Origin of the sequence: Micromonospora sp. NPDC051296, assembly GCF_040682255.1 — a bacterium.
Taxonomy (GTDB): Bacteria; Actinomycetota; Actinomycetes; order Mycobacteriales; family Micromonosporaceae; genus Micromonospora; species Micromonospora craterilacus.
On record NZ_JBFBAO010000210.1, the window covers coordinates 1 to 12,326 of the forward strand.

General features: G+C 69.6%; 9 protein-coding genes and 1 rRNA gene. 4 read left to right on the forward strand and 6 right to left on the reverse strand.

What is annotated here, in order from left to right; all coding sequences use genetic code 11:
• Positions 1–107 (forward strand): 5S ribosomal RNA (rrf, locus tag AB0M52_RS21205); the annotation flags it as partial.
• Between the two features lie 8 nt (positions 108–115).
• Here the strand turns inward: rrf and AB0M52_RS21210 are convergent.
• Positions 116–2,818: a replicative DNA helicase gene (locus tag AB0M52_RS21210; protein ID WP_363956222.1), complete on the reverse strand. Its 2,703-nt coding sequence runs from the start codon at positions 2,816–2,818 to the stop codon at positions 116–118.
• 376 nt (positions 2,819–3,194) lie between these two features.
• On the opposite strand from AB0M52_RS21210, the gene AB0M52_RS21215 reads away from it, so the two are divergent.
• Positions 3,195–4,877 (forward strand): hypothetical protein, encoded by a 1,683-nt coding sequence (locus AB0M52_RS21215; protein WP_363956225.1) that lies wholly within the window; start codon positions 3,195–3,197, stop codon positions 4,875–4,877.
• A gap of 201 nt (positions 4,878–5,078) precedes the next feature.
• Here the strand turns inward: AB0M52_RS21215 and rplI are convergent, their stop codons facing one another.
• The 4 genes from rplI to rpsF form a co-directional block, all read right to left on the reverse strand.
• Positions 5,079–5,525 (reverse strand): 50S ribosomal protein L9, encoded by a 447-nt coding sequence (gene rplI, locus AB0M52_RS21220; RefSeq protein ID WP_363956227.1) that lies wholly within the window; start codon positions 5,523–5,525, stop codon positions 5,079–5,081.
• A 14-nt stretch (positions 5,526–5,539) separates the two neighbouring features.
• Positions 5,540–5,779 (reverse strand): 30S ribosomal protein S18, encoded by a 240-nt coding sequence (gene rpsR / locus AB0M52_RS21225; RefSeq protein ID WP_007073789.1) that lies wholly within the window; start codon positions 5,777–5,779, stop codon positions 5,540–5,542.
• 41 nt (positions 5,780–5,820) lie between these two features.
• Positions 5,821–6,357, reverse strand: a complete 537-nt coding sequence (locus tag AB0M52_RS21230) for a single-stranded DNA-binding protein (protein WP_363956230.1) — start codon at positions 6,355–6,357, stop codon at positions 5,821–5,823.
• A gap of 80 nt (positions 6,358–6,437) precedes the next feature.
• The gene (gene rpsF / locus AB0M52_RS21235; RefSeq protein WP_013736576.1) at positions 6,438–6,728 is read right to left on the reverse strand and encodes a 30S ribosomal protein S6; all 291 of its coding nucleotides are present in this window, start codon (positions 6,726–6,728) and stop codon (positions 6,438–6,440) included.
• A 603-nt stretch (positions 6,729–7,331) separates the two neighbouring features.
• On the opposite strand from rpsF, the gene AB0M52_RS21240 reads away from it, so the two are divergent.
• Both AB0M52_RS21240 and AB0M52_RS21245 read left to right on the forward strand, forming a co-directional pair.
• The gene (locus AB0M52_RS21240; protein ID WP_363956233.1) at positions 7,332–8,123 is read left to right on the forward strand and encodes a deoxyribonuclease IV; all 792 of its coding nucleotides are present in this window, start codon (positions 7,332–7,334) and stop codon (positions 8,121–8,123) included.
• A complete protein-coding gene (locus AB0M52_RS21245) occupies positions 8,120–10,543 on the forward strand; it encodes a hypothetical protein (protein WP_363956235.1) in 2,424 nt (807 codons plus the stop codon). The genes AB0M52_RS21240 and AB0M52_RS21245 overlap by 4 nt, the downstream gene beginning before the upstream one ends.
• A gap of 70 nt (positions 10,544–10,613) precedes the next feature.
• Here the strand turns inward: AB0M52_RS21245 and AB0M52_RS21250 are convergent, their stop codons facing one another.
• A complete protein-coding gene (locus AB0M52_RS21250; protein WP_363956238.1) occupies positions 10,614–12,122 on the reverse strand; it encodes a glycosyltransferase 87 family protein in 1,509 nt (502 codons plus the stop codon).
• Positions 12,123–12,326: the final 204 nt, after the last annotated feature.

Below are 12,326 nucleotides of genomic sequence, written 5' to 3' on the forward strand. Positions count from 1 at the left end.
CATGGCGGAGGGGAAACGCCCGGTTACACTCCGAACCCGGAAGCTAAGCCCTCCAGCGCCGATGGTACTGCACCCGGGAGGGTGTGGGAGAGTAGACGGCCCGGTCGCCCGCCAGTCAGACGATGGCCATGTCCACGAAGCGCGACAGGTGCAGTTGGGCGGCCACGGTCACCGTGTCGGTCGGGCCATTTCTGTGCTTGGCGACAATGAAATCCGCCTCCCCGGCCCGGGGTGACTCCTTGTCGTAGTAGTCGTCGCGGTGCAGGAGGATGACGACATCCGCATCCTGCTCGATCGAGTTGTGAGCCGCGATGCCGTTGGCAACGAAGTTGTGCGTTCCGAGCACCGTGGCGTCGAAGACATCCTGCTCGCCGACCGACTCGATGGACACAATCTCGTCCCAGAAAATGTCATTCGTGGCATGCAGGTCCAGGTCAGCGGCGTCCAGAATCTTGGCGATCTTTGCAAGCCGGGACCGACTCGGTGCGTGCTTCCATAGCGCGCTACCGCAGAACTGGGTGCCGATCGCCTTGGCGAACTCACGGTGGCTCATGCCGCTGTCCACGAGGATCTCGCGAACCCGGTCCCAGACCTCACGCGGAACTGTGTCGACGTTGGTGTTGCTACTCGTCGACTCCAGGGCTGCAAGCAGCCTGTCGCAGTTCGTCGACCTCTCCCCGTGCACGCCGATCTCACGCAGGAACCGCAGTTGGTCATCCCGTCCGGAGATGTCGAGCGTGTACTGCGGGCGGTGTCGGGCCACCGGCACGGTCCTCAGACGAGCTGTGATGCCGAACCTGAGCAATAGGCGGGAGATATCTTCCAACATTCGTCGGCTGGTAGACGAGTAGTAGACGCGCCCGCCGTGGCCGGACTTGTTCACGTGCACCGACCCGTCGGTCGCCCAGAGGTGCCGGAGAAAGAGCATGACCTGGTCCTTGGACAGGCCAAACACCCGCTCTGGCACGAACTTCTCGTGCGACCTGAGCCCGAAGAGCCCGAAGCCGTCCAGCCACTCGGCGATCGGATTCCGCCGCCCTCGGGCCAGTCGGTAGGGAGCGGGGAGCCGGAGAGTGGTAACCCGAGCTGCCGCGTAATCGTCCCGAACAGCAGTGACACCAAAGTGCTTGGCTGCTTCCGAAACCGCCTGCAGATTTGCTTCATCGGTGGTGGCATACCGGATGGGCTGACGCCGGACGAATGATCCGTCGCCGAGCAGGTGCGCCAGTAGCACCACCTCCGCCTCGGGCAAAGGTCGGACCGCCAGGGGTGGGGGTATGTGCCGGGGTGCCGCGAGACGTGCCCCGGGGGTCAACTCGCCGAGCGGAACCCAGCCCGCGAAGGTGAGGAACGGATGATTCGCCGTCGCATCAACCTGCTTTCCCGACGCCAGCGTCATCCGGAACACCTCTCGATGACCGCTCGGAAAGACGTGCGTCATCGTTCGCGGGGTGTACCGCAAGCTCTCGTCCAAGGCCCAGACGGGTACATCCCTCGCATCGTCGGCGAGTAGCTGACCAAGCGTGACTTCCGAGTTGTCGTCAGCACGGATGAGCCGAGTCTCCGCCGTCAAGCAGCCACTTTCACGTAGATCGGACAGCTGTGGTCGCTTGTCGGTGCGCTGCTCTGGGCCACGGTTCAGCTGGCTGACCGCGATGACCGGGCACTCGACCTCCTTGGCCAGCAGCTTCAGCCCCCGGGACAGGTCCGCGACCTCCTGCTGCCGGCTCTCGGTGCGCTTCGGTGACGTCATCAGCTGGAGGTAGTCGACCACGATCAGCTTGAGGTCGTGTCGCTGCTTGAGCCGGCGCGCCTTGGCCCGGATCTCCATCAGGTTCATGCTCGGCGTGTCGTCCACGAACAGCGGAGCCTCGCTGATCTCGCCCATGCAGCGGGCCAGCTTCGTCCAGTCGTCGTCGGAGAGCTGCCCGCTGCGCAGCACGTGCAGCGGCACTCGCGCCTCGGCCGAGAGCAGGCGCATGACGATCTCGACCTTGCTCATTTCCAGCGAGAAGATCGCCGAAGCCTGATTTGCACGAATGGCCGCATTCCTGGCGAAATCCATGCTTGCGGTCGATTTTCCGAGGCCAGGGCGGCCGGCCACGATGATCAATTGCCCGGCGTGCAGGCCGTTGAGCAGCCGATCCAGGTCGGTGAAACCGGTGGGCACACCGGTCATCACACCGCCCTGGGCACCGACGGCCTCGATCTCGTCCAGGGTCGGCTGGAGCATGTCGGCGAGGATGGCGAAGTCCTCGCTGACCCGCCGCTCGGTCACGTCGTAGACGGCCTGTTGGGCCAGGTCGACGATGTCGTCGACATCTCGGCTGCCGCCGCCCGCGGTGCCGTAGCCGAGCTGGACGATCCTGGTACCGGCCTCGACCAGCCGCCGCAGCACCGCGCGCTCACTGACGATCCGCGCGTAGTAGGCGGCGTTCGCCGCGGTCGGCACGCTGGCGATCAGCGTGTGCAGGTACGGCGCGCCGCCCACCCGGGCCAGGTCGCCGGAGTCGGCCAGGGCCGCCGCGACGGTGATCGCGTCGGCCGGCTCACCCCGACCGTATATCTCCAGGATGGTGTCGAAGATGGTGGCGTGCACCGGCCGGTAGAAGTCGTTGGTCTTGAGGATCTCGACGACGTCGGCGATGGCGTCCTTGGACAGCAGCATGCCGCCCAGGACGCACTGCTCGGCGGCCACGTCCTGCGGTGGTGTCTTGTCGAACTGGCCGTCGCGCGGCGCCGGGCCGGGTGGCTGCCCGCCGCCGGGGAACGGCTCCGTCCGCATGTCGTCGGTGACCGACACCGGGCCCCCCTCCACTGCGTCGGATCGGTTTCAGGCTTACCGCCTGGGTGCGACAAGTCGACCGTCCACGTCGATCGGGGGCCACCGCGCAGTCGGTCGGGGGGTAACCATACGGAACCCGAGGTCAGCCACTCAACCACAGCGGTGGACGAGCCTCGGGACAACCTGTGGACGCCGGTGTACAAGCATGTGCGCAGGGTGTGCACCGGGTGTGGATAACTGGTGGGGAACTCTCCACAGCACGCCCGTGAGCTGGGCAGAAGCCGTCCACAGCCTGTGGACGACAATTTCTGGGTAGGGCTTTGTCCCGATCGTCCCGTAGGATCGGTGGCCTACGGCTACACCTGGACAGCGGATTGCGCTTTCGGTTGAGAAGGGTCACGCTCCGGCCGTGAGTTACCGGGACTGGGCACGCGGGGAGGACGGCCCGCGAGAGCAACGGCCGGCCGCTTCGTGGGCCGATCCCGTCGACAGATCCCCGGCCGACCGCTACGACTCCGCCGTCGAGCGCTACCGCACCCCCAGCCGCCGCCGCGCCATCGAGCGCGGCCAGGATGAGCCGGCAGAGCCGTACCTGCCACGCTGGGCGCTGGAGTCGGGTGTCAGCAGTGTCGACGGTGGCGGCCGGCATGCCGCCCCGGACGACGATGACGACGCCGACCGCCCCCGTTACGGCGGCAGCTGGCGCTCGACCGAGACCGCCCGCAGCCGGCGGGCCGGCGAGTCCAGCTGGCGCGACGCCCCATCGCCCGCCGCCGCGCCGGAGGCCGACCACACCCGGGAGTGGACCTTCGACCGTCCACAGGAGGAGGGATACGTCGGCAGCCGCCGGGCCGAGGAGGACGACCCGGTGTCCGGCGTGACCCCGCAGAGCCGTCCCCGCCGGGCGCAGTCGCGCCGCCGACAGGTGACCTGGTCGGCGCTGGAGGACGAAGGCCAGGACGAGGGTCAGCAGACGACCGGTTCGGAGTCGGCGGCCCAGCCGCCCACGCGGCGCCGGCGCCGTGCGGCCGAGTCCAGCGGGCCGCCGGCGGAGCCCTGGGAGCGCACGGCCGAACCCTGGGAGCGCACGGCGGAGTCTGGGCGGCGGATGGCGGAGCCGGCGGGCCACCCGCCGGAGGTGGACCCGTGGGATGCCTCCGGTCTGCATGCCTGGCAACAACCTGGCGGCGACGATCGTCGCGCCGGTGCCGGGTCGACCGATCCCTGGGACACCGACAGCACGAGCCAGTGGCTGCAGACGGCCGCCACGGACCAGTGGCTCGAACCCGACAGCACGGGCCAGTGGCTCCGGCCCGACAGCACGGGCCAGTGGGACCGCTACACCGAGGCCGATCGGCGGGAACGGCAGCGGGCACCCCGGTGGGACGGCTATTCCGACCCGGATCGTTGGGACCGCACGGAGCCGCCGCGCGCGGGTGCGGCGTCCGGGGCCGAGCAGTGGTCCTGGGCGGGGCGGGCTGAGCCAGAGCCGGTGCAGGAGGGCTTCTGGCCTGGGACCCGGTTGGCAGGGGACGATCCCCGTTGGGTCGACGCGACCGCGTCGGCGCCCCGCTCACCGGTGGTCGGCTACACCGCGCCCCGTCCGCGCCCGGCACCGCGGCGGCGCTCGGCCCCGGTGCCTCCCGCGCGGCAGGCCGGCATGGCGGCCGTACGGCGGCGGATCGAGGCGGTCAGCGCCGGCAACTGGAACCGTCGCCTGGAAGACGACCTGCTCGACCCCGATCCCGGTGGCCCGTGGCTGCCGCTGCTGTACACCGCCGCCTGCTACCTCCTGCCCGCGATGGTGATCTTCGTCTGGTTGCTGACGCTCGACGGCGCCCCGCCCGTGGGCTGCGTGACCGACATCAGCGGCGGTGGGTGCGAATCACCACGGGCACGGGCGTTCGGTTCGATGGTGGGCGGGATACCGAGGTTCGGGTTGGCGCTGGCCAGCAGCCTGGTGGTCGCCGTGCTGCTGCGTCGAGTGGGTACGACATGGCGACCGACCACCGTGGCGCTCGCCGCCGCGGTGGTCGGCGGCGGTCTGTCCACCGTGATGATCAGCGCGGTGACCGGCCAGCCCATCGGCTGACCGCCGCAGTGCGCGGCCCGCCGAGGGCGGGTCACGGTCGGCGGCCCGCTTCGACAGTCAGGTGGCTCGCCAGCCGGTCCGCATCGATCGCCACGCTGCTGTCCAGCCCGGCCGCGCCGGTCCGCCCTCGCCTGATCTCCGAATGCGACAGGGCCCGCACCGTTGAACGGTGCGGGCCCTGTCGCGTACTGCCGGCGGGGCTCAGCCCTGCACGACGTTGAGGTTGAACGTGGCGGTCACCTCGGGGTGCAGCTTGATCCGCACCGGGTGCGACCCGATCGACTTGATGTGACCGGACAGCTCCAGCCGGCGACGGTCGAGTGCCGGACCACCGGCCGCCTTGACGGCGTCGACGATCTCGGCCGGGGTGACCGAGCCGAAGAGCCGACCACCGTCGCCGGCGCGGGCCTTCAGGTTCACCTTGAGGCCCTCGAGCTGGCCCTTCACCTCGCTGGCGTGGCCGAGGTCGCGGATCTCACGGGCCGAGCGGGCCCGCTTGATGAGGGTGACCTGCTTCTCCGCGCCCTTGGTCCAGGCGATCGCGAAGCCCTGCGGAAGCAGGTAGTTACGGCCGTAGCCGTTCTTGACCTCCACGATGTCGCCCGGGGCACCGAGCCCGGACACCTCCTGAGTCAGGATGATCTTCATGTCGGCGCCTCCTCTCAGCGGGCCGTCGCGGTGTACGGCAGGAGCGCCATCTCACGGGCGTTCTTGACCGCACGGGCGATCTGCCGCTGCTGCTGCGAGGTCACGCCGGTCACCCGCCGAGCACGGATCTTGCCGCGGTCGGAGATGAACTTGCGCAGCAGCGCGGTGTCCTTGTAATCGATATAGGTGATCCCGTCCTTGTCGAGCGGATTCACCTTCTTCTTCGGCTTGCGCAGTGCCGCAGCCTTCGCCATTGCTCTTGCTCCTGGTTTACGATCACGGGCGCTCGGCGCCATTAGAACGGTGGCTCCTCGTCGAAGTTGCCGCCACCCGAGCGCGAGGGGGCTGGTGCAGCCGAAGCCCAGGGGTCGTCGAAGTTGCCTCCGCCGCCGCCCTGACCACCACCGCCATTGCCACCGCCACCGAAGCCGCCGCCACTGCCGCCGGAGCGGGACATCTTCTGCACCTTCGCCGTGGCGTAGCGCAGCGACGGGCCGATCTCGTCGACCTCCAGCTCGATGACAGTGCGCTTCTCACCCTCGCGGGTCTCGTAGGACCGCTGACGTAGCCGGCCCGACACGATCACGCGGGCGCCGCGCTGCAGCGACTCCGCCACGTGCTCCGCAGCCTGCCGCCAGACGGTGCACGAGAGGAACAACGGCTCGCCGTCCTTCCACTCGCCGGACGCCCTGTCCATGAACCGGGGCGTCGAGGCGACCCGGAACTTGGCGACGGCTGCCCCGGAGGGGGTGAACCGCAACTCGGGGTCATCGGTCAGGTTGCCGATGACCGTGATGGTGGTGTCTCCTGCCATGACCATCTCCTCGCGCACTCATCCGTACCCACGTACAGGTTCTCAGAACCCTCCGACAGCACCGATGAGGCTGATCCGGGTGGGGCTGGGTGGAATGCTCAGCGCATTTCGGGACGGATGACCTTGGTGCGCAGCACGGACTCGTTGAGTCGCAGCTGACGGTCCAGCTCGGCCACCGCCTCCGGAGTTGCCTGGAGGTCGACGACGGCGTAGATGCCCTCGGCCTTTTTGTTGATCTCGTACGCGAGGCGCCGGCGGCCCCACACGTCGGTCTTCTCCACCGAGCCACCCGCGGTCCTGATCACGTTCAGGTACGTGTCGAGCGACGGGGCGACGGTGCGCTCCTCGAGACTGGGGTCGAGGATCACCATGATTTCGTAATGACGCAAGACGTGCTCACCTCCTGTGGGCTAAGCGGCCACGGTCCTTCCGTGGCAGGAGGTCGTGCGTCGTGCCCATCCCGACTCGGGGGGACCCGACCCGGGAGCGGACAACCGGACCAGGATACCTGGCCCGGACGATCACCATCACCGAGGTGACGGGCACAGCGAACCGGGGGTCCGCGTCGACGTCGCTGTCGGCACGGACCCCCGGTCACGTGACCGCGGGGCGCCTCGTCCGCATTCCTTGGGTGGGACCTGGGGAGGAACGACCACACCGATGAGGTTGGACCGGAGACGCCCCGCGGAGCTTTATCACGTTGTTACCTGACGTTATCCCGGAAGCCGGTGCTTCATGGGGCAAATCCCAGAATTACCGACATTTTCTCTACGGACCCCGACTGCCGCTACTGAGCATTTCCGCCCCGGCCTGACCAGGCCCGCCGGGAACTGCGGACACCGGCTCCCGGGCCTGCCCTGGCAGGGCCCGGACAGGCGGATCGGTTGACCGTCGGATCCACCAGAATCAACGACTTCCGGCGTACCCGGTGACGCGACCGGGACAGGTGGGCGTCACCCCACCTGTCAGGCGCGCGACGTAGGCTCGCCTGCATGCGTATCGGAGCCCACGTCGATCCGACCGATCCCCTGACGGAGGCGACCGCCCGAGCGGCCGACGCCGTGCAGTTCTTCCTCGCCGACCCCCAGGGTTGGAAGGCACCGCAGCCTCGCGAGGACGCGGAGCGGCTGCGCGCGACCGGCATCGACATCTATGTGCACGCGCCGTACGTCGTGAACGTCGCCACCGGCAACAACCGCATCCGGATCCCCAGCCGCAAGCTGCTCCTGGCCCATGCGAGAGCGGCTGCGGCGATCGGCGCCAAGGGGCTGGTGGTACACGGCGGGCACGTCAACGCCGGCGACGATCCCGCCACCGGGTTCGACAACTGGCGCAAGGCCCTGGCGTACGCGGCGGAGTCGGGCGGCTTCGGCCTGCCGGTGCTGATCGAGAACACCGCCGGCGGTGAGAACGCCTGCGCCCGCCGACTCGACGCGCTCGCCCGGTTGTGGGATGCCGTCGGTGACCACGAGGTCGGCTTCTGTCTCGACACCTGCCACGCGCATGCCGGCGGTGAGGAACTCCTCGGCCTGGTGGACCGGGTGAAGGCCATCACCGGGCGGATCGACCTGGTGCACGCCAACAACTCCAAGGACGGCTTCGGGTCGGGTCGGGACCGCCACGACAACCTGCGCGGCGGGACCATCGACCCCGAACTCGTGGTGGCGGTGATCCGGGCGGCGGGCGCACCGGTCATCGTGGAAACGCCGGGCGGCGCCGAGGGGCAGAGCGGCGACATCGCCTTCCTGCGCGGGCAACTCGCCGGGGAGACGTCGGCGGCATGACCACGGACCAGTCCGCCTCCGGCGGCCCGCAGCCGACCTCCCACTACCCGCGGGCCGCGGGCGACCCGGCGCCCGACGGCGCGAAGGCCGGCGACACCGCCCCGGACACATCGCACCGCGAGCCGGACCCGGCCGGCACCGCCGCTCCCCGCACAACTGCCGCCGGGGGCACCACAGCGGCGCCCGACTCCGACCACACCGCGACCGGCGGACCCGACAAGGGCGCCACCGCGGCCGGTGAGGCCGACACGGCCGGCACCACGATCGGTAAGGCCAGCACGACCGATGGGGCCAGCACGAACGGCGCCGCAGCCGGTAAAGCCAGCGCGCGCGGTACCACGACCGGTGAGGCCGGTACGAGCGGCGCTCTGACCGGCCGGTCCGAAGCGGGCAGCGGGGCCCAGGCGAGCGGTCGGGCCGACACCGACCAGGCCAACGGAGAGCGGCCCAACGCCGACAAGGCGGGCAAGGACAAGGCCGACCTGGACGAGGCCAGCAAAGACAAGAACAGCAACGACAAGACCAACCAGGACAAGACCAGCAACGACAAGGCCAGCAACGACAAGGCCGGCAAGGAGCAGGACGGAAACGGCGACGCCAAGGACCAGGCCGATGCCAAGGCCGACGGCGGTGGCAACGGCGGCAAGCCGGATCGGTGGGCCGCCTTCGGGCCTGCGCCCGAGCCAGTACCCACCTGGTACGGCCGGCTCGCCCGCAGGCTCGGCCGGTTCCTGATCCATGAGTGGACCCTGGCCGCCCTCGGTTCGCTGGCGCTGGCCGTACTGATGACCTGGCCGTCGCTGCAGTACGCCCGGCACACGCTGCCGCAGGACTACTGGGACCCGAGCCTGCAGGCCTGGCAGATGGCCTGGTCGGGGCACATCCTGCTGACCGATCCGGCCCAGTTGTGGCACGCCAACGCGTTCTTCCCGGAACGGTGGAGCTTCGCCTTCTCCGACACCCTGCTCGGGTACGCGCCCGCCGGCATGATCGGCACCGGCCCCGAGGCCGCCCTCGTCCGCTACAACATCATGTTCGTGCTGGCGCACGCGCTCGCCACGTTCGGCGCGTACGTGCTGGCCCGACAGCTGGGCGCGGGGCGGATCGGGTCTGCGGTGGCCGGGGTCAGCTACACCTACGCGCCATGGCTGCTGGCCCAGGCCGGCCACCTGCACGTGATCTCCAACGGTGGCATCCCGCTGGCGCTGGCCATGCTCGCCCGGGGGCACGGCTGGTCACTGCGGCACGGCTACCGACCCGAGCGCCGGCACGAGGGCTGGGTATACGCGGGCTGGCTGGTAGCGGCCTGGCAGCTGAGCCTCGGCTTCGGCATCGGCCTGCCGTTCGCCTACTTCCTCGCCGGCGCGGTCGTCGTGGCGGCGGTCATCTGGTACGCGAAGCGGATCTTCTGGCGGTTGAAGCGGCCCTTCGGCCAGCGCCTGTTCGTCGCCAACCTGATCGGCGGTCTGATCTTCGCCGGGGTGGGTGTCCTGCTGGCCATCCCGTACTTCACCGTCACGCAGCTGCATCCGCACGCGGAACGGACCATCGGCGACATCGCTATCTTCTCGCCCCCGGCGAGCGGCTTCGTCACCGCCCCCGCCGAGTCCCGCGTGTGGGGCGAGTTGCACGAGGGTGCCCGGGCGATCCTGCCGTGGCACCCGGAGATGACGCTGCTGCCCGGCTTCGTGCTCTACGCGCTGGCCGCCGGCGGCCTGTTCTTCTCGATCTGGACGGTCCGCCAACGCCTGCTGCTGCTCGCCGGGGTGGTGGTGGCGATAACGCTGTCGATGGGCACCAAGTTCTTCGGTGGTCACTTCACCTACGTACCGCTCTTCGATCACCTGCCCGGCTGGAGCGGCATCCGTACGCCAGGCCGGCTGATGCTGTGGACCACCCTGCTGCTCGGGCTGCTGGCGGCGGGCGCGGTGAGTGCGTTCGCTCAACGGGTCCGGGAGATCTCTGCCGAACGGATCCCCTCCTGGCCGAGCCCGTGGCTGCGGCTGGCCACCCTGGTGCCGCTGATGCTGGTCCTCGCCGAGGGGACGAACACCACGCCGCACCCGGTGGTGCCACCGCAGCCGGCCGCCATGCGTACGGTCGACGGTCCGCTGCTGGTGCTGCCCAGCGGGCAGAGCCACGACCAGCCGGTGATGCTCTGGTCGACCACCCGGTTCCAGGACATCGTCAACGGGGGCAGCGGCTTCACTCCGCGCCAACTGGACGACGTACGCCGGGTGACGATGACCTTTCCCGACCAGACCAGCGTCGACTACCTGCGCACCCTTGGCGTACGCAACGTCGTGGTGATGCGCGACCAGATCATCGGCACGCCGTGGGAGGTCAGCGTCGATGCACCGCTCGACGGGTTGGGCATCACCCGGGAGGAGATCGGCTCGGCCGTAGTGTTCCGTCTCTGAGCCGTTCTGTGGCTGTCTTGGACTTGCGCGCCTCGGGTTCAGCGGCCAGCGGTCGAGACGGTTGGCCGGGTCAGGTGGCGGTGGGGACGGGGGCGGGGGGCAGGGCGGTGGTTGCTCGGCGGCTTCGCCATCGGTCCAGCCAGGGTGCGTCTGGGGAGCCGTCGATCAGGCCACCGTCCGGGTCGTCCGGGTAGGTGCTGCGTACCGCGTCCCGCTCCGGGTTCAGGATCTCCCGCACGACCAGCACGACCAGCGCCACGACCGTGATCAGGCGCAGGCTCGCGGCCAGCACGAAGACGCCCTCCGGGAAGACCGGCCGGCCGGTCGACGCACCGAGCAGTTCACCGTAGAAGGCGACGAAGTAGCAGACCTCGGCGGCCTGCCAGACGAGGAACGCCCCCCACTTGGGCCGGGCGAGCACCACCAGCGGCAGCAGCCAGAGCACGAACTGCTGCGACCACACCTTGCTGAAGATCAGGAAGGCGGCGACCACGAGGAAGGCGAGCTGACCGAGCCGGGGTCGGCGCGGCGCGAGCAACGCGAGCGCGCCGATGCCGAGGCAGGCCAGCCCGAACAGGGTGTACGACAGGTAGTTGAGGGTGGGGATGTTGGCGTCCAGCCACTGGAACGGGCCGAGACTGCCGGGGTCGCCGAACTTGCCGTCCAGGTAGCGGGCGATGTACCAGAGCGTTCCCCAGTCGATCGGTCGATCCGTGTTCAGCTCGAAGAACCTGTTCCAGTTCTCCCGGTAGGGAATCGCCGCCGGCAGGTTCACCGCCACCACCGCCACCACCGCGGTGCCGATCGCCGTCAGGGCGGCCCGAAGGCGCCCGGCCCGCAAGGCGAGCACCAGGATCGGCCCGAGGATGAACAGCGGCCACATCTTCGCCGCGCCGGCGAGCCCGAGTAGCACTCCGGCCAGGGCGGGTCGGCTGCGTGCCCAGGCGAGCAGCCCGAACGCGGCCAGCCCGATGGCGAGCAGGTCCCAGTTGACGGTGGCGGTGAGCAGCAGCGCGGGGGCGAGCGCGAAGAGCGCGGCGTCCCACGGTCGTCGGCGGCGCAGCGCCAGCAGCACCGCCACCGTGGCCACCGCCAGCGCACCAAGCACGAGAACGTTCAGGTTGTAGAACCACTGCCCCTGGTTGATCTCCGGGTTTCCGTCGCCGACCGCGTGCACCGGCAGCCCGAGTGCTCCCATGAAGTACCCGGTCAGCACCGGGTACTCGACCGGGTGGTCCCGGTACGGCGCGGCGCCCTCGTTGAGCCGTTCGGCGTAGTAGAGCGCCAGCACGTCGGTGTAACAGAACCTGGTGTACTGCTCGTTGTTCGCCCACGCGCCGTCCTGGCAGGGCGACTTCTGCACCCAGTGCAGGGCGAGGGTCAGGCAGGTCAGCGCCAGGACGATCCGGACGGCCGTCCAGAACCGACGCTCCCCGCCGCTCGGCCGCTCGCGCGCGACCGCGTGGTCACCGAGCGGGCCGCCGATCAGGCCGGACAACCCCCGGACGAAGCCGTCGGAGCGGGACGGGTGGTCGGGGACACCGGGTCCATCGATGCCTGGCGTCGACTGGGTGCTCATGACCGAGCATCCTGCCGTATCAGTTGACCGGGTAGAAGTCGAAACTGCGACGACGCGGCGGATCGTCCCAGGGTTCGGTGGACGCCCCTCGCCGACGTCGGCGTCGAGGATGGGAAAGGCCGCGGGCGGCCGGACAGTGTCCCGGCCGGGAGACGGCCGGTGTACGACCTACTTACTTGCGTGGCAGGAAGCCAGCACGCCCAC